The 19,801-nt window shown below is 71.0% G+C and carries 19 protein-coding genes and 1 tRNA gene; 12 read left to right on the top strand and 8 right to left on the bottom strand.

Annotation, left to right across the window (positions count from 1 at the left end; all coding sequences use genetic code 11):
* Positions 1 to 103: 103 nt before the first annotated feature.
* A complete protein-coding gene (locus tag ABT340_RS10705) occupies positions 104 to 694 on the bottom strand; it encodes a GNAT family N-acetyltransferase (protein ID WP_352010463.1) in 591 nt (196 codons plus the stop codon).
* 9 nt (positions 695 to 703) lie between these two features.
* Positions 704 to 1,357, bottom strand: a complete 654-nt coding sequence (locus ABT340_RS10710; protein WP_352010464.1) for a TetR/AcrR family transcriptional regulator — start codon at positions 1,355 to 1,357, stop codon at positions 704 to 706.
* Positions 1,358 to 1,472: 115 nt separating this feature from the next.
* On the opposite strand from ABT340_RS10710, the gene ABT340_RS10715 reads away from it, so the two are divergent.
* The 5 genes from ABT340_RS10715 to ABT340_RS10735 all read left to right on the top strand — a co-directional run bounded on the left by ABT340_RS10715 (position 1,473) and on the right by ABT340_RS10735 (position 4,539).
* Positions 1,473 to 2,282, top strand: coding sequence for an SDR family NAD(P)-dependent oxidoreductase (locus ABT340_RS10715; protein ID WP_352010465.1), 810 nt, complete (start codon positions 1,473 to 1,475; stop codon positions 2,280 to 2,282).
* A gap of 158 nt (positions 2,283 to 2,440) precedes the next feature.
* Entirely contained in the window at positions 2,441 to 3,202 is a 762-nt protein-coding gene (locus ABT340_RS10720) for a nuclease-related domain-containing protein (protein WP_352010466.1), read from the top strand.
* A gap of 121 nt (positions 3,203 to 3,323) precedes the next feature.
* Positions 3,324 to 3,397: transfer RNA gene (locus ABT340_RS10725), tRNA-Lys, on the top strand.
* A gap of 312 nt (positions 3,398 to 3,709) precedes the next feature.
* Entirely contained in the window at positions 3,710 to 4,090 is a 381-nt protein-coding gene (locus ABT340_RS10730) for a hypothetical protein (protein WP_352010467.1), read from the top strand.
* Positions 4,087 to 4,539 carry a DUF5946 family protein gene (locus ABT340_RS10735; RefSeq protein WP_352010468.1) on the top strand — a complete coding sequence of 151 codons (453 nt, stop codon included), beginning with the start codon at positions 4,087 to 4,089 and terminating at the stop codon, positions 4,537 to 4,539. The genes ABT340_RS10730 and ABT340_RS10735 overlap by 4 nt, the downstream gene beginning before the upstream one ends.
* Before the next feature lie 121 nt (positions 4,540 to 4,660).
* Here ABT340_RS10735 and ABT340_RS10740 read toward each other — a convergent pair whose 3' ends face one another.
* The 3 genes from ABT340_RS10740 to ABT340_RS10750 form a co-directional block, all read right to left on the bottom strand.
* On the bottom strand, positions 4,661 to 5,113 hold the full coding sequence (locus ABT340_RS10740) for a pyridoxamine 5'-phosphate oxidase family protein (protein ID WP_352010469.1): 453 nt from the start codon (positions 5,111 to 5,113) through the stop codon (positions 4,661 to 4,663).
* 144 nt (positions 5,114 to 5,257) lie between these two features.
* Positions 5,258 to 7,405 (bottom strand): hypothetical protein, encoded by a 2,148-nt coding sequence (locus tag ABT340_RS10745; protein WP_352010470.1) that lies wholly within the window; start codon positions 7,403 to 7,405, stop codon positions 5,258 to 5,260.
* 2 nt (positions 7,406 to 7,407) lie between these two features.
* Positions 7,408 to 8,139 (bottom strand): hypothetical protein, encoded by a 732-nt coding sequence (locus ABT340_RS10750; protein ID WP_352010471.1) that lies wholly within the window; start codon positions 8,137 to 8,139, stop codon positions 7,408 to 7,410.
* A 261-nt stretch (positions 8,140 to 8,400) separates the two neighbouring features.
* Here ABT340_RS10750 and ABT340_RS10755 point away from each other — a divergent pair, with 261 nt between their 5' ends.
* The gene (locus tag ABT340_RS10755; RefSeq protein WP_352010472.1) at positions 8,401 to 10,209 is read left to right on the top strand and encodes a glycoside hydrolase family 15 protein; all 1,809 of its coding nucleotides are present in this window, start codon (positions 8,401 to 8,403) and stop codon (positions 10,207 to 10,209) included.
* A gap of 80 nt (positions 10,210 to 10,289) precedes the next feature.
* Positions 10,290 to 11,267: a class A beta-lactamase gene (bla, locus tag ABT340_RS10760; protein ID WP_352010473.1), complete on the top strand. Its 978-nt coding sequence runs from the start codon at positions 10,290 to 10,292 to the stop codon at positions 11,265 to 11,267.
* A gap of 165 nt (positions 11,268 to 11,432) precedes the next feature.
* Here the strand turns inward: bla and ABT340_RS10765 are convergent, their stop codons facing one another.
* From ABT340_RS10765 to ABT340_RS10775, 3 genes are all read right to left on the bottom strand, one after another.
* The gene (locus ABT340_RS10765; protein ID WP_352010474.1) at positions 11,433 to 12,071 is read right to left on the bottom strand and encodes a maleylpyruvate isomerase N-terminal domain-containing protein; all 639 of its coding nucleotides are present in this window, start codon (positions 12,069 to 12,071) and stop codon (positions 11,433 to 11,435) included.
* A gap of 84 nt (positions 12,072 to 12,155) precedes the next feature.
* Positions 12,156 to 13,100: a sugar kinase gene (locus ABT340_RS10770; RefSeq protein ID WP_352010475.1), complete on the bottom strand. Its 945-nt coding sequence runs from the start codon at positions 13,098 to 13,100 to the stop codon at positions 12,156 to 12,158.
* Positions 13,101 to 13,203: 103 nt separating this feature from the next.
* Positions 13,204 to 14,010 carry an IclR family transcriptional regulator gene (locus ABT340_RS10775; protein WP_352010476.1) on the bottom strand — a complete coding sequence of 269 codons (807 nt, stop codon included), beginning with the start codon at positions 14,008 to 14,010 and terminating at the stop codon, positions 13,204 to 13,206.
* 156 nt (positions 14,011 to 14,166) lie between these two features.
* On the opposite strand from ABT340_RS10775, the gene ABT340_RS10780 reads away from it, so the two are divergent.
* The 5 genes from ABT340_RS10780 to ABT340_RS10800 all read left to right on the top strand — a co-directional run bounded on the left by ABT340_RS10780 (position 14,167) and on the right by ABT340_RS10800 (position 19,801).
* Entirely contained in the window at positions 14,167 to 15,429 is a 1,263-nt protein-coding gene (locus ABT340_RS10780; RefSeq protein WP_352010477.1) for an extracellular solute-binding protein, read from the top strand.
* The gene (locus tag ABT340_RS10785) at positions 15,426 to 16,385 is read left to right on the top strand and encodes a carbohydrate ABC transporter permease (protein ID WP_352010478.1); all 960 of its coding nucleotides are present in this window, start codon (positions 15,426 to 15,428) and stop codon (positions 16,383 to 16,385) included. Before ABT340_RS10780 ends, ABT340_RS10785 begins: the two co-directional genes overlap by 4 nt.
* Positions 16,382 to 17,221 carry a carbohydrate ABC transporter permease gene (locus ABT340_RS10790; RefSeq protein ID WP_352010479.1) on the top strand — a complete coding sequence of 280 codons (840 nt, stop codon included), beginning with the start codon at positions 16,382 to 16,384 and terminating at the stop codon, positions 17,219 to 17,221. Before ABT340_RS10785 ends, ABT340_RS10790 begins: the two co-directional genes overlap by 4 nt.
* Entirely contained in the window at positions 17,218 to 18,792 is a 1,575-nt protein-coding gene (locus ABT340_RS10795) for a beta-N-acetylhexosaminidase (protein WP_352010480.1), read from the top strand. The genes ABT340_RS10790 and ABT340_RS10795 overlap by 4 nt, the downstream gene beginning before the upstream one ends.
* A gap of 181 nt (positions 18,793 to 18,973) precedes the next feature.
* Entirely contained in the window at positions 18,974 to 19,801 is an 828-nt protein-coding gene (locus tag ABT340_RS10800; protein WP_352010735.1) for a DUF4253 domain-containing protein, read from the top strand.

A 19,801-nucleotide genomic window follows, 5' to 3' on the forward strand; every position in this document is an offset into this window, starting at 1 on the left:
GCTCCACGTCAACGCTGTGGAAGGCGTGATCGGCCCGTGTGTACGCGCGCGGTGACGCGTCGCGGCCGGGCCGCGTCGAGTGACCGGCCGTGCGGTCTTCGGGTCACCTCACCGCGAAGGAGCACAACCTGCTGCGGTGCGCGGGCCACTCGTCGTCCAGGATGCTGAAGTAGGCGGTGTCACGCCAGGAGCCGTCGGGCCTGCGGCGGTGGCGGCGCAGAACCCCCTCCTGGACGCCGCCGAGCCTGCGGATCGCCGCCTGCGAACGGAGGTTGAGGATGTCGGTCTTGAGCTGGACGCGGTTCAGGCCGAGCTCTCCGAAGGCGTGGTCGAGCAGCAGGACCTTGCAGGCGGTGTTCACCTCGGAGCGCCACACGGCCCTGCCATACCAGGTCCAGCCGATCTCGATGCTCTCGTCGAAGCCCTGGGTGTCGATGTAGGAGGTCCAGCCGACCGCGCGGCCGGTCGCCTTGAGGATCACCGCGAACGGCACGTGGCGCCGGTCGTGGACGAGCTGCGTCACGATCGCGGCCAGTTCCATCTCGGTGCGCGGGGTGATGGCCGGGAGCCAGCGCCACACCTCGTCGTCGCCCCCTCCGGCGAGGAACAGGTCGGGGACGTGGGCCTCGCTCAGCGGTTCGAGCCGTACGGCTTCACCTTCGAGGGTCACGGGGGACGGCATGGTCGCGGTCATGAGACGACCTTATGGCCGGTCGTGACCTGCGGGAAGGTCCACTTCCTGCGTGTCCTGGGCGACGGGTGGACCGGGCCTGCGGGGTGCCAGGCCGTACAGGAGGGTGTCGATGATCAGGGTGGCGAGGGCGTCGGGGTCGTCGGGGGCCTGAGCCCGCATGCCGGCGGGGGAGTGGTGCACCGCCTCGCTGATCAGCGCGAGGTAGACCTGCCGGGCCCAGAGCGGGTCGGTGCCGGGGCGCAGCAGCCCGGCTTCGAGCGCGCGCGCGAACACCGCGTCGCACTTGGCCATCACCTCGTTGTGGATGCGGGCGGCCTCCTCGCCGGGCGGGGGCAGGGTGCCGAGGGCGAAGCGCCAGCCGGACTTGATCTGGACCACGTTGGCGGTCGCCTGGTGCATGGCGACCAGCGGCGGCGCGGTGTACGGCCTGGCCGCGTCGACGGCGTCGCTGATCTCCTGCCAGGCGGAGGTCGCCATGGTCTCGACGAGGGCCTCGCGGCTGGAGAAGCGCCGGTGGACGGTGGTCCTGGCGACTCCGGCGGCCTCGGCGATCTGTTCCATGGTGGCGCCGGGGTTCTCGCTGAGCAGTCGCTCGGCCGCCTCCAGGATCGTCCTGATGCTGCGCTCCGCGTCAGCCCGTAGCCGTCGACCTGTCGTTGCCATGCTCAGAGGCTACAGCACCGCACCATTTCGAAAGTTAACTGCAACATCGATGTTGCGGATAACTCCATAGCTGCTACCTTGATGACCCAGGAAACCAAGTTGAGGGAGTTTCGCGATGAACAGCACCGCTCTCGTGACCGGCGCCTCCTCGGGGATCGGCGCCGAGTTCGCCCGTCAGCTCGCCGCGCGCGGACACGACCTCGTGCTCGTCGCCCGTTCGGTGGAGAAGCTGGAGAGCCTGGCCGGGGAACTGCGCGGGGCGCACGGCGTGCGGGCCGAGGTCGTCGTCCAGGACCTCGCCGCACCCGACGCCGCCTCACGGGTGGCCGAGGAGGTCGCCGCCAGGGGGATGACCGTCGACCTGCTGGTCAACAACGCGGGCTTCGGCACCGCGGGCCGCTTCGAGGAGATCCCGGCAGAGCGCGAGCACGAGGAACTCATGGTCAACGTCGTGTCCCTGGTCGGCCTGACCCACGCGTTCGTCCCCGGCATGGTCGCCCGCGGTGGCGGTGCCGTCGTCAACGTGGGATCGACCGCGGGCTTCCACGTCGCGCCCTACTTCGCGACCTATGGCGCGTCCAAGTCGTTCGTGCTCAACTTCAGCCTGGCGCTGTGGAGTGAGTACAGGGGCCGGGGGGTCAAGGTGCTCGCCGTCACCCCGGGGCCGGTGGAGACCGCGTTCTTCGACGTGATCGGCACCAGGGCCGCGGCGATCGGAGCGCGCATGATGACGCCGGACCGGGTGGTCCGCGGCGCGCTGCGCGCGCTCGACCGAGACCGGGGCTACGTCGTGCCGGGGGTGGGCAACCTCTTCATGGCCCACATCGTGCCCGACCGTCCGCGCAGGCTCTCCGCCCTGATCGGACGGCTGGTCACCAGGAAGGTCGTGGAGACCTCCTCGCCCGTCGCCGCGAAGACGGCGTGACCCCGGTGGGGCCCGAAGGCTATCCGGCTTGTGTTAGTTCCATCACCTTTGGACGGTCCGGGGTGCCCCCAACCCTCCGCCGGGTATTTGATGACCAAGGATCTTCAACGCCGCAGATCCACGTGTCTTCCTGACCGTTCGACTCTCGGGAGTTCGCTGTGCCCGGCGGATCGATCTACGTGACGAGCGACGACCCGGTCCACGGGTTGTCCCCCCAGGTCATGTACGAGCAGTTCTGGCGCAAGGAGGCGGACCAGCGCTGGAAAATGCGCGGGCTCAAGGCCGCCGGAGGGCTGGCCGTGGGGCTGGTCATCGCCTACCGGTTCGCCATCCCCTCGCCCGCTTTCTTCGGGCTCGTGTGCGGACTGCTGGTCGGCGCGGGCGACCTGTTCTGGGCCTGGCGCTCCTACGAGGCGACCGCGGTCTGGCGGGGCAGGCGCCGGGGCGAGACCATCACGGGAAGGCGGCTGCGCCGCAGCCTCCGCAGGCGCGGTTACCGCGTCCTCGACGGCCGGGCCGTACCCGGAGAGGCCTCGATCGACCACCTGGTCATCGGGCCCGGCGGCGTCTGGGTGGTCGACAACGAGGCCTGGTCCCCGGACACCGAGATCGCCAAGTACGGCGAGCGGCTGTTCCTCGGCGAGAAGTACGGCACGTCGGTCGCCAAGGCGCTCGTCAAGGCCGCCGACTCCCTGGCCGAGGTTCTCTCCCGCGAGACGAACATCCCCGTGACGATCGAGCCGCTGCTGGCCGTACACGGCGGCGAACTCAGGCGGACGGTCAGCGCCGAGGGGCTCACCCTGCTCAAGCCGCGCCTGGTCGCCCGCTGGATCCTGGCCGGGCCACGCATGGATCTCGACGCGGAGCAGGTCGAGGTGCTCGCCAGGACCGCGGCCCGCGTCCTGCGCAGGATGAACTGACGCCTCACCCCGTCAGCCGTGAGAGCGCGGACGGCACTTCCCGGCTTGTCGCGCGGGATGAACTGACTCCCGCCGGATTACGGGCCTGTGGCCGAAGTGCGCTATCCTTCAAGGGCTTCAAGCGCCGCTAGCTCAGTTGGTTAGAGCAGCTGACTCTTAATCAGCGGGTCCGGGGTTCGAGTCCCTGGCGGCGCACAGCGAGATCACCGGCACGTTCACGATTCCGATCGTGGGCGTGCCGGTGTCGTTTTACAGGGTGGTTAGTCCCCCACATCGGCTCCATGCGAATGACCGCTCATCGCTGATCCCGTTCATGTCCCAGCCCCCTGTTCGGGGCGCGCGTCAGCCCTATGGCCGCTCTCGTCTGGACACGGACTCCTGCTCGACATCCCCGAGGTCGGCTGAGATCGGCTGCTCGCCGACGGCTCGCTTGACCTTCCGGCGAGGGGAGCCCCTAGCCTCGCAGCGCATTGCTTGACATCGATGACTTCGTCATACAGGAGGGGCATGTCTGCCAGACGAGGTGAAGCCTGGAGCCACGTCCTGATCAACGCTGAGCGGGCGCTGGCCGTCTCGTCGCTTGGCGAACTGGTGGCCCTGCTCCCCGATGAGCACGCCGTGACCGAGGTTCTCAACGAACACCTGGCCCAAGGGTCCGCGGTCCTGGTCCCGGAAAAGGGCCGCTGGCGGCTGCGCTACGAGTCCTCCAGCGTGTCGGCGCAAGCCGCTTTCACCTTGGCGAAGCTGGTGATCCTGGACGACGGGTTCGCAAGAGTCAAACAATGTGCCCGATGTCGGCGGCCGTTCGTCGATCAGACCTCGGCCAGGACCGGCAAGAGGTGTGCCGAACACCTACGCTCACCCGGTGAGAACAGGAGGTACCCGTGACCCGCTGCCCCGAATGCGGAGCACCCACTCGGCCTCACCCGTGTCAGGAACTCTTCGAGATCGTGCTCGCACTCGACCACTCTCGGCTCCCACCCTGGGGTTCTCTGCACGGTGTCACGGTGTCCTGTTTCCTGCTCCAACATCCCAGCCGCCTGCTCGGGGCCGCTCCAACCCGTCCCTGGACGATCCTGCACACCTACCTCGACGGAGGGCTCACCGCCGTCACCCGGCTCACCGAACACACCCGCCGCGCCAACAGCCACCGCGACACCCGACCCTCTGAAGCCGCCTTCGGTGCACCGGTCACCCTCATCCCGCCGCCCACAGCCTTCAGCGTCACCATCCACGACGTTGCCCAGGACGGCACGTTCCCCGCCGAAGGCTTTCCAGAACGCCTCACCGCCTGGGCAAAGGACTGCATCACCGGCTGGAGCTCTCTCAGCACCTGATGACGCGGCGGCCCTGCACCAACGATGAAGGCCGAGACCCCTCCGATCCCCCTTAGGGCTTGCTTTGCGGATCCTCGCCGTGGTGAAGATCCATAAAACAGGCCCTGGCCGCCTGACGGCCCTATTTGCGGCGGATGGTTCGTACCGGTTGGCCGGGGCGCCAGAGGCGGATGACGAGTTCGTCGCCTTCGACCGAGGTGAGGACGGCCTCGTGGAGGTCGAGGCGGAAGGCGTGGAAGTCGCCGGGGGGCTCGTCGCCCGTGGTGTAGGCGAGCTTCTCGCCGGGATCGGTGATCTCGACCGCGACCCCGGCGACCTTGGCGTCACCGTCGTCGTGCGGGTGGGCGTGGATCGCGCACCGGCCGTCGCGCCGCAGGTCGAGGGCCTTGACCGCGCCGAGCATCGAGCCGAACGACAGGTCGGGCCCCTGGAAGTCGACCTCGCTGCCGCTCACCCTGGGGGAGCCGTCCCTGCGCAGGGTCGCGAGCACGTGGCTCTTGCTCGCCTCGAACCGGGCCCTCACCACCGAGGCCAGCTCACCGGCCTCACGCTCGAACTGTTGCCATGTCGCCATCCCCGCAGTGTGGCAGCCGCCCCCGACAAAAAGCCTCGACGAAAGCCCCGACGAAAGCCCCGACGGCACAGCCCCGGTGAAGTGGTCCTGACGAACAGGGAGTCCCGTTGAAACGGTCTCGACGGGACAGCCCGCACAGGACGGTCAGAGGATCGTGGGGCGCAGCCGTACCCAGGCGAGCAGGAGCCAGCGTCGCCACTCGGGCAGCAGGACGCGGGTGAGGATCGCCTCCCTGACCGTACGGCGGCCGGGTCCCGCGGCGGCCCAGGAACGGACCACGTCCGTCAGGAGCTGGCGGGAGGCCGGGCTGGGGTGGGCGGCGTCGGTGAGAGCCGAGACCAGAGCGGTACGCAGATCCTCGCGGGCGGCCGCGGTGTCCAGCCAGACGCGCAGGGCCTCACCGAAGTGGGGGAACTCCCGGGTGGCGGCGAAGGCGGCCCGCCAGGCGAGGGTGCAGGACATCGGGTCGACGGGACCGGACGTCTCCAGCACCGACGAGTGCTCCTCGAAGTCCAGGGAGACGGTCAGGGTCAGGAAGAGATCGGTGCCGAAGGTCGTCCGCTGCCGGACGGAGGGGATGTCGTTCCTGGTGAGGGACAGCGCCAGGATGAGGACGTGGACCGGGTAGCCGGCGGCCAGTTCCCTGGCCCATCCCAGCAGGCGGGAGCGGAGCTGGGGGGTGCCGTTCGTGACCAGGTGGTCGACGGTCTCCAGGACCTGACGGAGTTCGGGGCCGCCGAAGGAGGGGAGCAGGTCGAGCAGGAGACGCATGGCGACGTCGAGCCTGCCGATCATGTCCGCGCCGGTGCCCTGGGCCGTGCTCGCGGCCCACTTCAGCGCCGTGGAGAAGACCGCCGCCGGGTCGAGGTCGGCCAGGGCGCGGGCCACGTCGAGGACCTCAAGCCTGACCCGCTCGTCACCGTGGGTCGCCAGGTGTTTGAGCCGGGTCATGGCGATCGACAGGTGGGTCTGGCCGAGGACCTCGCAGACCTGCACGACGGTGAGCTTCAGGCTCTGGGGGGCCTGGCGTTCCCGCGACCACTCGTAGAGCTTGGTCCGCACCCGGCCGCCGACGAGGGGGTGCAGGCAGGTCTGGGTGAGCGCGATGTAGGCCAGGTCGGCGGCCGATCCGGTGGCCCAGGCCCGCGCCATCTGGGTGATCTTCTCGTACTTGTTGTATCTGGCCGCGAGGTCGGCGAACGTCCTGACGAGCCGGTGGCCGAGCGTTCTTTCCAGCGCGAGGACGGTGTCGGTCGGCAGCTTGGCAAGCCAGGAGAGCAGCTCCATCCTGGCCAGGGGGTACTCGGCGAAGACGTGGGGCAGGAGCGACTCGGCGTAGCCGTATCGGCGGAAGACGATCTGGTCCTCGTCGCGTTCGGCGTCGAGCAGTTCGCTCAGGCCGGTGGTCGGGGTCCAGGCGAGGCCGCCCCCCGCCAGGGTGATCTCCAGGTGCCTGGCCAGGGACGACGCGGCGCCGTACACCTGGGTCTCGTCGGCGGGGGTGATCGTCGCCGCGGCGATCATCAGGGTCTGGTCCAGCAGGCCGGGGTGGGAGCCGAACCACTTGCGCAGCTCCTCGGCCCAGCCGAGGTAGGCGCGTTCGACCTCGTGCTCGTCGCCGCCCCTGCGGCTCACCTCGTAGACGATCCTGGCCAGGCGGGCGGCGTCGCCGGGGGAGGCGCCCCACAGCAGCCGTGTCCCTCCGGACCAGTCCTGCCAGGGGGAGTCGAACAGACCCCGGCGGGCGAGGTGGCTGCGGTAGACGGCGTTGGCGGGCGGTGGTTCGACGGTGACCGAGGTCAGGAACTCGGTGAGGTGCCGCTGTTCGGCCGCCGTGCCGACGACGACGGCGAACGCGTTCGACGCGCGCACCGCGGCCAGGAAGGACCGCAGCCGCGAGGGCTCCTCGTCGCGGGCGCGGATCAGGTATCCGCAGGGAGTGGACGCCGCGGCGGCCTCCTCGACGTCGTCCTCCCCGGTGGAGAAGAACCGGATGCGCAGGGCCGGGTGCAACCGCCGCAGCGCCGCGATGGCCGTGGTGACCACGCCCGCCCCCTCCGGGCCCGCCAGCGCGATGACGTGGTCCGCCGCGAGGATCTCGACGATCCGGCCGTGGTTGAAGGCGGGGATGTAGGCCCTGACCCGTTCGGCGACCTCGTCCTCGGACAGCACCATCGCGGGACGGCCCCGCACGATGGTGAGCTGGTTGAGGATGAGGTCCCGCGCGACGGTGTTCCCGAAGACGTTCTGGGAGCCGTCCCCGGTGATCGTGACGTCCTCGATCGTGGTCATGCTCAGCCCATCCTGAAGTCGCCGTTCACCGTGTTGCCGAAGGCGTTTCTTGATCCCCGCCCGTTGATCGTCACCCCGCTGATCGAGGTTCCGTCGTTCCGGGCGGGAACACCGGTCTCGGGGAGCGGCGCGGCGACGGCGGACGGTACGGGAACGCGCAGATAGGCGGTCTCGGAGAACTGTTTGTCGTCCATCCGGACCCGGACCTCCGTGAACTGGCTCTCCCGCAACGCCGTACGGCCTCCGGCGACGTAGTCGCGGAAGACCTGGTCCGACAGCAGGAACGCGGCGAAGGTGACGTCGGGGTCGCTCCCCCCGATGGCGTCCCGGAGGGGTTCGCTGTCGCAGAGACGGCAGACGGTGACGGTGGCGGCCGAGACGCCGGGGGCCTCCTCCCGTTCGTCGTCCACGAGGCCCGCGTGCAGGGCGGCGCGCAGCCGTAACCTCAGCCCTCTGGCCCGCAGCTCCGGCGCGGCGGCGGCCAGGGCCTCCTGGAGCCGGGCGGGGAAGGGATCGACGAGCGTGGGGATCGCCTCACCGGGCAGGACGGCGAGGATTCCGTCCCCGGTGCTCTCCTTGAACCGGGCGGACTCCCAGGTCTCGGCCAGGCCGCAGGCCGTACAGGCGGCGGAGAGGGCGCGGCGGATCTCCATGTGGAGGTGGGGCAGGTCGACGTCCCGGTGTCTGCTGAACTTCTCGGCGTCGACGGTGAGCAGCGCGCCGTACTTCTCCATGGCGAACCTCCTGTGGGGCCTCGGCTCTGCCAACGATGCAGGGGAACCGCCAGGTGTGTTGTCGTAAATCAGACATCCTCCTGTCCTGAAGCGGACAGGGCACCCGGCTTGGTTCGTACGGGGCAGGCCGGTCGCCGGTACGGCTTGGCCTCTCTACCTGGGGGTATATCCAGAAAAAGGGGAGTTTGGGGCAAATGGGGTGTGCCGGGCCCGGGATGCGTGACCCATGATCCTCACCGGCGGTTGGCGAGGTGCACGTCCTTGAGCACACGACCGATCAGTGACCACGCCATGCTGTCCGACTGCCGTTCGGCGGCCCTCGTCACCTCGGACGGCTCGATCGACTGGCTGTGCCTGCCCCGGTTCGACAGCCCGGCCCTCTTCGCCAGGCTCCTCGACGAGGACGCGGGACACTGGTCCGTACGGCCCGCCTGCCCCGTCGGGGTCGAGCGGGGATACCTGGAACACAGCCTGGTGCTTGAGACCACCTTCCGCGGCCGGGACGGGACCGTGGTCCTGCGCGACGCGCTCGCCCTCGGCCAGGGGGAGCGCGGGCACGCGCTGGGCACCGGGTCGCCGGGCCTGCTGCTGCGCGAGGCGACGTGCGTCGAGGGACGGATGACGCTTGAGGTGGAGTACGCGCCCCGCCCCGAGTTCGGGCTCGTCCAGCCGTTGATGGAGTCCGTGCCCGGCGGCCTGGTCGCGCGGGGCGGCGCGAACGTCCTGACGCTGTCGGTCCCGGTGCCGCTGCGGGTGAGCGGATCGACCGCGCACGGCACCGTGACGCTTGAGGCGGGCGAGCGCCTGGGCATGGCGCTGCAGGCCAGTTCGGGCTGGGCGCCGGACCCGCCGCGCAGAAGTCAGGAGCGGATCCACCGCCGTATCACGGACACCGTCGCCGGATGGCGCTCCTGGTCGGACACGCACCTGGGCTACCGGGGGCCGTGGGAGCGGGAGGTGGACCGGAGCGGGCGGGTGCTGCGCGCCCTGACCTTCGCCCCGACCGGCGCCATCGTCGCCGCGGCGACCACCTCCCTGCCGGAGAGCATCGGCGGGGAGCGTAACTGGGACTACCGCTACACCTGGGTCCGTGACACCAGCTTCACCCTCCAGGCGCTGGCGACCGCGACGTGCGACGTCGAGGAGGCGGAGTTCTTCACCTTCCTCGCCCGCGCCTCGGCCACCCAGCTTGACCAGGGCGCCGACCTGCAGATCATGTACGGCGTCGGCGGCGAACGCGACCTGAGCGAACGGTCGCTGCCCCACCTGGCCGGCTGGCGCGGCAGCGCCCCGGTGCGGGTCGGCAACGACGCCTGGCGGCAGCGCCAGATCGACGTCTACGGCGAACTGCTCGACGCGGCCGGTCTGCTCCACCGGAACGCGCACCGGCCCGACCCGCTGACCCGTGCCTTCCTCGTCGGCGTCGCGGAGACGGCGGCCCGCCGCTGGCAGGAGCCCGACCAGGGACTGTGGGAGGTGCGCGGCCCCGAGCGGCACTACCTGCACTCCAAGCTGATGTGCTGGGTCGCCATGGACAGGGCCGTGTCCCTGGCCCCGCTCCTGGGGGCGGACGAACGCGTCGCCGCCTGGAAGGAGACCGAGGAGCGCATCCGTGAGGCGATCCTGACGCACGGCTGGAACCCGGAGGTGGGCGCCTTCACCCAGGCCTTCGGTTCACGGGACCTGGACGCCGCCGCGCTCATGCTGCCCATGGTCGGCTTCCTGCCCGGTGACGACCCCAGGGTGTGCGCGACCGTCGACGCCGTCGCCACACGGCTGACCGACGGGCACGGCCTGGTGCGCCGCTACCAGGCGGCCGACGGGCTGCCCGGGGACGAGGGCACGTTCCTGCTGTGCACGTTCTGGCTGGCCCACGCCCAGGCCATGGCGGGCAGGAGCGGCCCGGCCAGGCGGACGTTCGAGACCGCTGCGTCGTACGCCAACGACGTCGGTCTGCTCGCCGAGGAGGTCGACTCGGTGACCGGGGAGCCCATCGGCAACTTCCCCCAGGCCTTCAGCCACATCGGCCTGATCAACGCCGCGGAGGCCGTACGACGCGCGGAGGGATGACCCGGGGCGACACGCCGTCGTCATCTGGGGGGCTCCGCCCCGTGCCGGGCCCGGGGGCAGGGTGGGGGTGAGAATGAGGAATGCGCAACCGCCCCCGCCGCCTCGCCGCGGCCCTGAGGACGACCGCCCCCGTGCTCGCGTTCCTGGCCGGTACCCTCCCGTACGGCCCGAGCGCCGCGTACGGCCAGGTCACCGCCGGCGGCCACCTGACGCGTGCCTCGGTGGCACGCCCGTCCGCCGAGGCCGACGCCCACCGGAGACTGCGCGCGCTGGAGAGGTCCTTCGGGGGCCGTATCGGCGCCTACGCCCTCGACACGGGCACCGGAAGGACGATCGCCTACCGGGCCGGCGAACGCTTCCCGTTGCTGTCCACCTTCAAGGCGCTGGCGGCGGCGGCCGTACTGCACAAGGCCCGCACCACGAGTCCCGGGCTGATGGAGCGCGTCGTCCACTGGCGGCGCGGTGACCTGAAGCCGAACTCCCCGGTCACCGAGAAGCACGTGAGGGACGGGCTGACCGTCGCGGAGCTGTGCGAGGCGGCCGTCACCCGCAGCGACAACACGGCGGGCAACCTGCTGCTGAGGCGGATCGGCGGCCCGGCCGGGCTGACGGGATACCTCCGCGCGCTGGGAGACCCGGTCTCCCGCCTGGACCGCTGGGAGAGCGAGCTCAACGACTGGAGCCCCGGCGAGAGAAGGGACACCACCACTCCGGCGGCCGTGGCGGGTGACCTGCGGGCGGTCGTCCTCGGGGACGCGCTCGTCGCCGAGGACAGGGCGAGGCTGGAGGGCTGGCTGCGGGCGAACAGGACCGGTGGGGCACGCATCCGCGCCGGGCTGCCCAAGAGCTGGGTCGTCGGGGACAAGACCGGCTCCGGCGCCGCCTACGGCGCCGCCAACGACATCGCCGTCGTCCGCCCCTCCGGGTCGGCCGCGCCCCTGGTCATGGCCGTCTACACCACCCGGCGTGCCTCCGGCGCGCCGTACGAGGAGAAGGTCGTCGCCGAGACCGCCACCGTCCTCGCCCGCGCCCTCGGCAGGCTCCCCGCGTCCCGGTGACCGGCGCCGTACCCGGGCACCGGTGAGGGCACCCGGACAGGGCACCTGGGAGGCGCCCGGACAGGTGCCCGGGAAGAGCCCGGAAGGCGCCAGGAGACGCCCGGGAAGGCGGCCTGAGAAGGCGCCGGGAAGGGCCTGGGAAGCCCCTCCTGGACAGGACAGGTGTCAGAAGGCGGTGATGTTCGACGGGGCGCGTTCGGCGCGGCTGAGGGCGCGCAGGACGGCGGTCGGGCCGTGCCGTCGCGCGGCCACCTTGGACAGCAGGACGATCACCCTGTCCACGACGCTCTCCGGCAGCGGCGGCGTCGGGACGCCCACGCTGACCGCCAGGTCGTCGGAGTGGACGACCAGTTCGACCGTCCTGGTGACCAGGGCGTCGTCGAACGTCAGCGACCACGGCCCCCACCACGGGAAGCGCACCGGCCGCTCCGGTGCGGAGGGCAGCCGTACGGCCAGCTCCTCGACGACCGAGTCGACGTGTTCCGCCAGCGCCCGCGGGCCCTCGGCCGCGATCTGCTCACCGCCCAGGCGGATGGTGACGTTCACCTCGTCGTCGAGGCCGGCGTCCACCCACAGGGAGCGGCCGTAGTGATCGACGAGGGAGACGACCGGCTCCTCGGGCACGGGGTCCTCAAGGAGCCGGGGGACGAGCAGGATCTGGTTGACCATGTGCCCGGCCAGGGCACCGACGCCGAACTCCGGCAGCGCGCTCGGCTCCTCCCACGCCGCGGTGACCGCGGGGTCACGCAGCAGGGCGGCGGCGGAACGCGCCGCGGACAGGAAGTCGTCTCTGATGCCGCTCATTCACGTCCTCCAGATCGGATCTTGTTCGCGTGCCAAGCGTCCCACGGAACCGTCGGCGGGTCAGGGGGCGGGCGCCTCGGACGGTCAGCGGCTGACGGCGTCGGAGGGGGAGAGCAGGGAGAGGTCGCGGCGGCGGGGGAGGCTCTCCCAGTCGCCCTCCGAGGTGACCGCGAACGCCCCGGCCGCGCAGGCGGTGGCCAGGCGCCGTTCCGGGTCGGCCTCCTCCATGGTCTCGGCGAGCCAGGCCGCGGCGAAGGCGTCACCCGCCCCGACCGGGTCGAGCTCGGTCACCCGGTACGGCTCGGCGTGCCGCAGCACCCCGTCGGACAGTTCGACGGCGCCGAGCGCGCCGCGTTTGACGAGCACGTGGCGGGGGCCGAGGGCGGACAGGGACTTGGCCAGGCGGACCGGGTCGTCGCCCTCGGCGAGGAGGCCGCCCTCGGCCTCGGTGGCGAACAGGACGTCGGTGGAGGCCACGACGTCCCGCAGGGCGGCCGAGGCCTCGGCGGGGCTCCACAGGGCGCGGCGGTAGTTGACGTCGAGCGAGACCGTCACCCCGGCGGCGCGGGCCTCGGCGACCGCGGCGCGCACGGTCTCGGCGGCGGAGGCGGAGATCGCGAGGGTGATGCCGGTGACGTGCAGCACCCGGGCGGAGCGCAACGTCGGCAGGTCGAGGTCGCCAGGGCGGAGCCGGGACCCGGCGCTGCCCGAGCGGTAGTAGCGCACGTCGACCAGTTCGGCGGTCCGCCTGCTCTTGACCATCAGGCCCGTCGGCGCCTCGGGGTCGACGATCATTCCCCGGACGTCCACCCCCTCGCCGGCCAGTGTCGAGCGCAGCAGCTCTCCGAACTCGTCGGCTCCCACCCGGCCGAACCAGGCCGCGCGGCGGCCCATGCGACTGACGCCGATCGCCAGGTTCGACTCGGCGCCACCCACACCGAGGCCGAAGTCGCGGGCGTGCCGGAGCAGCCCGGTACGGCGTGCGGTGAACAGCGCCATGCTCTCCCCGAGCGTCACCAGGTCGATCATCAAAGGTTGGTCCTTTTGGTCTCGTCGGACATGCGGGTGGAGGCGGTCCCCTGCCTCCACGGGCCCGGCGTCCCCCCCGACGCCGGGCCCCGTCTGTGAACGGTCAGCGGGTCGATCCCAGCTTCCTGGAGATGCGCAGCGCCGTCTCCGCGACCAACGGTCCCAGATCGCGAACCCGGACGGCGGTGATCCTTGAGGTGAGCCCGGAGATGGAGATGGCCGAGGTCACGCTGTCGGCGTGGTTGAAGATCGGCGCCGCGACGCAGCGCACCTCGGGCTCGTTCTCGCGGTCGTCGACGGCGTAGCCCCGCTGCCGGATGCGGCCGAGTTCGGTGCGCAGGCGGTCGGCGTCCACGATGGTGTGGCGGGTCATCCGCGGCATCCCGGCGGCCACGACCCGTTCGACGTCCTCGTCCTGCTGCCAGGCGAGGATGGCCTTGCCGACGGCGGTGCGGTAGACGGGAGCCCTGCTGCCGATCCGCGAGGCCATCCGCACGGTGGCCTCGTTCTCGACCTTGTCGATGTAGACCACCTCGGGAGGGTCGTAGACCACGAGGTGGACGGTCTCCTTGACCTCGGTCATCAGCCGGTGCGACTCCTCGGCGGCGACGGTCCGCAGGTCGAGCGTGGACAGGTAGGCCTGGCCCAGGTGGAGCGAGCCGTGCCCGAGCCGGTAGGCGCCGGTCTTGCGGTCCCGGTCGAGCAGCCTGGTCTCGATGAGCGGGAGGGTCAGCCGGAGCACGGTGCTCTTGGACAGGCCGGTGGCCTCGGCGAGCCGGGTGAGTGAGAGTCCCTGGCCCGCCCCCGCGTGGTCACGGACGTGTTCCAGTACCGCCAGGGCTCGCCGCAGCGAGGCTGACTGGTTGCGTTCCGGCGCAGGTTCGTTCATCACGCCCTCACGTGTGGTCATCAGGCTGAGTCGGGCACGAACCACAAACTATGGGAATTGGAAGTCTTCTTTCCAGTTTGCGACACAAGGTTCTGCAGTGCAGAACAAAGGACATTCCCCCCTTCCGGTGACAGGCGCCCCCTTCTTAGGGTCTGCCGCCAACGGGAGGAGAGACCTGTGAAGATCCTGAACTGGGCCGCCGCGGGTGTGGCCCTGCTGGCCCTGGCCGCGTGCGCGCCGTCGACCGCCCCGGCCGCGAGCGGGGGTGACGAGAAGTCCGGGACCCTGAGGGTGTGGCTGTTCGACGAGCCCAACCGCGCCCCCAAGGAGAAGGTCGTCGGTGAGGCGATCAAGGAGTTCACCGCCGCCAACGCGGGCGTGAAGGTCGAGGTCGCCTACATCCCGACGACCCCCGCCAGACACGAGAAGTTCAAGGGCGCCTTCAACGACCCGGCGAGCGCGCCCGACGTCGCCGAGTACGGCAACACCGACCTGGCCGAGTACGCCGCCGCCGGCGGCTTCTCCGACCTGGGCCCCGACCTGTCGGCCTGGTCCGAGGGCAAGGACGTCGGCGCCGACCTGCTGAAGTCCGCGACCGTGGACGGCAAGGTCTACGGCCTGCCGTGGTACATCGGCATCCGCGCCCTCTACTACCGCACCGACGTCTTCGAGGAGCTGGGCCTCAAGCCCCCGGCCACCCTGGGCGAGCTGACCGAGACCGCCCGCGAGATCCGCAAGAAGAAGCCGGACCTGTACGGCATCGCCGTCGGCGGCGAGTACACCTTCGGCGCCATGCCGTTCGTCTGGGACGCCGGCGGCGACATCGAGAACCTCGCAGGCCCCGAGTCCCGCGCGGGCGTCAAGGCCTACACCGACCTGCTCAGCGACGACGTCTGCCCGCCGCAGGCCTGCGCGAGCCTGACCGGCGGCAAGACCGTCGAACTGTTCGCCAGCGGCAAGGCGGCCATGGGCATCCTCGGCAACTTCAACCGCGCCGCGGTCGACGCGGGCGCCGCGGCGGGCAAGTACGCCGTGATCCCGCTGCCCGGCTCGAAGGCGGGCACCCCCGCCCCGGCCTTCTCCGGCGGCAACAACCTCGGCGTCATGAAGAACAGCCGGCACCGCACGCTGGCGGTGAAGTTCCTGCAGCTGCTCGGCGGCAAGACCTACCAGACCAAGATGTACGAGGCCATGGGCAACCTGCCCACCCTGACCTCGGCGCGTGACGAACTGGCGGCCAAGGACTCCTTCCTCAAGCCGTTCCTCGACACCGTCGCCGCGGGCACCCGTTTCGTGCCGATCGACCCGGCCTGGGTGAAGATCGACAACCAGAAGGTCATCCCGACCATGCTCCAGAAGATCGCCACCAAGCAGGCCACCGTCGAGCAGGCGACCGACGAGGCCGCGGCGGCGGTGAAGACCGCCTTCGGCCGGTCATGACCTCGGCGACCACCGCGACCGTGGCACCGGGGGCGTCCAAGACGCCGAAGGTACCCGCGGGCCCGGGACTCCGGGCCCGCGGGGGTGGCCGCCTGCGGCCGTGGCTCTACCTGCTGCCGTCCGCCGCGGTGCTGGTGCCGCTGTTCGGCTACCCGCTCTACATGCTCGGCCTGCTGTCGGTCTTCGACTACCGGCAGGCCCAGGTCAGCGGTGGGCAGCCGACCCGGTTCGTGGGGCTGGGCAACTACGCCCTCCTGGCCGCCGACGGCCGTTTCTGGTCGGTGCTCGGGCAGACGCTGGTGTTCGCCGCGGCGCTGGTGGTCTCGACGCTCGCGGTCGGCGCGGCGCTGGCCGTGGTGCTCACCAGGGCGGGCAGGGTGCCCCGGCTGCTGCTCTCGCTGGCCGCGATGGCCGCGTGGGCGGCGCCCGCGATGACCGGCTCGACCGTCTGGATGTTCCTGTTCGACGCCGACCTGGGGCTGGTCAACCAGGTCCTCGGCATCGAGGGCTTCAACTGGTTCTACGACCGGTGGATCACCTTCGGCGTCGTCGGCGTCACCGTGGTCTGGCACTCCTTCCCCTTCGTCATGGTGACCCTCTACGCGGGCATTCAGGCCATCCCCGGCTCGGTGCTCGAAGCGGCCTCACTCGACGGAGCCTCGGTCTGGCAGTCCTTCTGGCGGATCATCGTGCCGATGCTGCGGCCGTTGATCACGATCGTCGTCATCCAGTCGATCATCTGGGACTTCAAGATCTTCACGCAGATCTACGTGATGACCAACGGGGGCGGCATCGCGGGCCAGAACTCGGTGCTCAACGTCTACGCCTACCAGACGGCCTTCGGCTCCTCCGAGTACGGCCTCGGCTCGGCGATCGGCGTGGTCATGACGCTGATCCTGCTGGTGGTCACCCTGTTCTACATCCGCGCCATCCACCGCAACGGGGAGAAGCTGTGAGCAGGTCCCGCCTGGTCGCCAACGTCGTGGCGGTGGTCGCGGCGTTCGTCACCTTCTTCCCGATCTACTGGATGGTCCTGTCCGCGGTGAAGCCGGCGGGGGAGATCCAGTCGCTCCAGGTGCGTCCGTGGACCCTGGCGCCGACCCTGGAGAACTTCCAGCGGGTGCTCGGCGGGGAGAACTTCGGCCGCTACTTCCTCAACAGTCTCGTCGTCGCCATGTCCGTCGTCGTGCTCTCCGGCGTGGTGGCCTTCCTGGCCGCCGTCGCGGTGACCCGGTTCCGCTTCAGGTTCCGCACCACGGTGCTGATCATGTTCCTGATCGCGCAGATGGTGCCCGTCGAGGCGCTGACCATCCCGCTGTTCTTCCTGATCCGCGACCTGGGTACGGCGGTGCCCGGTGTCGGCCTCAACACACTGGGCTCGCTCGTCCTGGTACACCTGGCCTTCAGCCTGCCGTTCGCGGTCTGGATGATGCGGGGCTTCGTCGCCGCGGTCCCCGAGTCTCTTGAGGAGGCCGCGATGATCGACGGGGCGAGCAGGCCCGTCGTGCTGTGGCGCATCCTGTTCCCGCTGGTCGCGCCGGGTCTGGTGGCGACCAGTGTGTTCTCCTTCATCGCGGCCTGGAACGACTTCGTCTTCGCCAGGACCTTCATCATCTCGGCCACGGGCAACCAGACCCTGCCCGCGGCCCTGCTGGTCTTCTTCAAACCCGACGAGAACGACTGGGGGGGAATCATGGCGGCCTCGACGCTGATGACAATTCCCGTGCTGATCTTCTTCGTGGCCGTCCAGCGCAGGCTGGTGGCCGGGCTCGGCGGGGCGGTGAAGGATTGAACGCCCACGGCCTGCTTCCGCGACCGTCCACGGTCAAGCCGGGCCCGGGTGTCTTCACCCTGGTCCCGGAGACCGCGCTCGACGCCCCTCGGGAGCTGGCGTCGGTCGCCGCCTGGCTGCGCGCCACGCTCGGCCCGCCGACCGGCTGCGCGCTGCTGCCGCCGCAGGGGCCCGAGCAGGGGCGCCTCACCCTGGCCCTCGACCCGGACCTGGGGGCCGAGGCGTACCGGCTGCGGGTCACCTCCTCCGGCGTGTGGATCACCGGGGGCGACGCGGCGGGGGTCTTCAACGGCGCCCAGGTGTTCCGGCAGCTGCTGCCGCCCGCCGCGCTGCGGCGCGCCCCCGTCGCGGGCGCGCCGATGACCGCCCCCGCCGTCGAGATCGAGGACCGTCCGGCGTACGGCTGGCGCGGCTGCATGCTGGACGTCGCCAGGCACTTCATGCCCAAGGCCGACCTGCTGCGCTTCGTCGACCTGCTGGCCCTGCACCGGCTGAACGTGCTCCACCTGCACCTGACCGACGACCAGGGATGGCGTCTTGAGATCGCCAAGTATCCCCGCCTGACCTCGGTCGGCGGCTGGCGCCCGGCGAGCATGCTCGGCTCCCGCCAGCACGAGACCGTCGTCGGACGCCCGCACGGCGGCTTCTACACCGCCGACGACGTGCGGGAGATCGTCGCCTATGCGGCCGAGAGGTTCGTCACCGTCGTCCCCGAGATCGACCTGCCCGGCCACACCCAGGCCGTCGTCGCGGCCTATCCGGAGCTGGGGCTGCGGCCCACGGAGGTCCGTACCGGATGGGGGGTCTCCGAGGACATCCTCGACCTCACCTCGCCGGCGGCCCTGGAGTTCTGCCGTGACGTCCTGGACGAGGTCATGGAGCTCTTCCCCTCCTCCCACATCGGCATCGGCGGGGACGAGTGCCCGGGGGACCCGGCCGCGCGCGCCGTCTTCATCGGGGCCGTCGCGGAGCACGTCGCCGCCGCCGGGCGCACGCCGTACGCGTGGGACGAGATCCTGGAGGGCGGTGCGACGCCGGGGACGACGGTGGCGGCCTGGCGTGGGCCCAAGGCGACGACGGTGGCGGCGCGGGCCGGTCACCGGGTGGTCGCCTGTCCTGACATGTCGGTCTATCTGGATTATCGGCAGTCGGAGTCGCCCGACGAGCCCATCCCGATCGGGCCGCCGCTCACCCTGCGGGACGTCCACGCCTTCGACCCCGTCCCCGCCGGCATGGACGAGCGGGACCGCCCCCTGGTGATCGGCGCCCAGTGCAACGTCTGGACCGAGCACATGGAGGACGCCAGGGCCGTCGACTACATGGTCTTCCCCAGGCTGTGCGCGTTCGCCGAGGTCGTGTGGGCGGCGGAGCGCACGCCGTACGAGGAGTTCGCCGGGCGGCTGGAGGTCCACACGGCCAGGCTCGACGCGCTGGGGGTCGAGTACCGGCCGAAGGAGGGGCCGAAACCGTGGCAGAGCCGCCCCGACGCGCCCGGCTGGCCGATGAGCAGGGCCGACCGTGAGGCGGTGATCGCCGGGTTCGGCGTCGGCGAGGGGCCCGCCCACCCGTAACGCTTTCCTGTCCGTCACGCGCCCCGCCCTCTTTCGTCACGCGCAGGCGCCTGCGCGAGGGGGCGGGGCGCCCGTCCTATGAGCCCTGTACTGGGCGTTTACCGTCGGTGAGGGGGATAACTGTCGCTCGGCACGCCTGACGCGCCAAAATTGGTCCGTGGTCAGGATCGGATCGGTGGGGATGAGCGATTGCGAGCGTGGGCAACTTCCGCCGCTGCTGGGCCAGCTGTTCGCCGACGGCGGGCAGGGACGCAGCATCGCGGCCGAGTTGCCCCCGGGAGACTTGGTGTGGCCCGACCCCGACTACTCGCAGTTCTCGCTGGACCATCTCCCGGCCTTCTGGCTCAGTGACGAGGCGGTCTCCGCCGACCTGTGGACCAGGCTGCGGGCCGAACACGAGCACTCGGGGCTGTGGCCGGTGCTCCTTGAGGACTCCGTACAGCCGTGGTCGGCCGGGCAGATCGCCCCCGACGCCGCGGCCGAGATCGACAACTACCGCGCGGACGCGTTCATGGCCGAGGTGTGGTCGGACTGGGTGGAACGGGCTCGAGCCGACCAGCTGGACCTGCTGGCCCCCTACGGCCCGCAGTGCCCGGGACCCGCCCCCGCGGGCAGTCTCGTCGCCGATCCCGACGTGGTCGCCGACTGGTACGCCGGGCTGGTCGCCGAGCGCAGGGCCCCGCTCGGCCTGGTGGCCGCGGAGCGGGGCGCGGACGTGCTGGCCGTCATGGGCTGGCAGGGCGCGCTCAACCACAACGAGTGGATGGTCCCGCTGGCCGCCGTCCTGCGCAGCTGGGAGGACAGGTTCGGGGCCAGGGTCGTCGGCCTGGGGTTCAACACCCTGGACCTCAGCGTCGCCGCGCCCCCCGTCACCCCCGAGCACGCCCTGCACGTCGCCGCGGAGCACTGGACGTTCTGCCCGGACAGCGTCACCTACAGCTCGGGCACGCTGATCGACTACGCCGAGCGGATCACGGGGAGGAACGCCTGGTCGTTCTGGTGGGACTGA

Origin of the sequence: Streptosporangium sp. NPDC000239 (assembly GCF_040300765.1) — a bacterium.
GTDB lineage: Bacteria > Actinomycetota > Actinomycetes > Streptosporangiales > Streptosporangiaceae > Streptosporangium.

What these genes read in the sequence shown, in the direction of transcription:
- ABT340_RS10765 (WP_352010474.1), bottom strand. Translation starts at nt 12,071, where the DNA reads ATGAGCGGCATCAGAGACGACTTCCTGTCCGCGGCGCGTTCCGCCGCC.
- ABT340_RS10800 (WP_352010735.1), top strand. Translation starts at nt 18,974, where the DNA reads ATGAGCGATTGCGAGCGTGGGCAACTTCCGCCGCTGCTGGGCCAGCTG.
- ABT340_RS10785 (WP_352010478.1), top strand. Translation starts at nt 15,426, where the DNA reads ATGACCTCGGCGACCACCGCGACCGTGGCACCGGGGGCGTCCAAGACG.
- ABT340_RS10775 (WP_352010476.1), bottom strand. Translation starts at nt 14,010, where the DNA reads ATGACCACACGTGAGGGCGTGATGAACGAACCTGCGCCGGAACGCAAC.
- ABT340_RS10745 (WP_352010470.1), bottom strand. Translation starts at nt 7,405, where the DNA reads ATGACCACGATCGAGGACGTCACGATCACCGGGGACGGCTCCCAGAAC.
- ABT340_RS10740 (WP_352010469.1), bottom strand. Translation starts at nt 5,113, where the DNA reads ATGGCGACATGGCAACAGTTCGAGCGTGAGGCCGGTGAGCTGGCCTCG.
- ABT340_RS10710 (WP_352010464.1), bottom strand. Translation starts at nt 1,357, where the DNA reads ATGGCAACGACAGGTCGACGGCTACGGGCTGACGCGGAGCGCAGCATC.
- ABT340_RS10715 (WP_352010465.1), top strand. Translation starts at nt 1,473, where the DNA reads ATGAACAGCACCGCTCTCGTGACCGGCGCCTCCTCGGGGATCGGCGCC.
- ABT340_RS10770 (WP_352010475.1), bottom strand. Translation starts at nt 13,100, where the DNA reads ATGATCGACCTGGTGACGCTCGGGGAGAGCATGGCGCTGTTCACCGCA.
- bla (WP_352010473.1), top strand. Translation starts at nt 10,290, where the DNA reads ATGCGCAACCGCCCCCGCCGCCTCGCCGCGGCCCTGAGGACGACCGCC.
- ABT340_RS10750 (WP_352010471.1), bottom strand. Translation starts at nt 8,139, where the DNA reads ATGGAGAAGTACGGCGCGCTGCTCACCGTCGACGCCGAGAAGTTCAGC.
- ABT340_RS10705 (WP_352010463.1), bottom strand. Translation starts at nt 694, where the DNA reads ATGACCGCGACCATGCCGTCCCCCGTGACCCTCGAAGGTGAAGCCGTA.
- ABT340_RS10730 (WP_352010467.1), top strand. Translation starts at nt 3,710, where the DNA reads ATGTCTGCCAGACGAGGTGAAGCCTGGAGCCACGTCCTGATCAACGCT.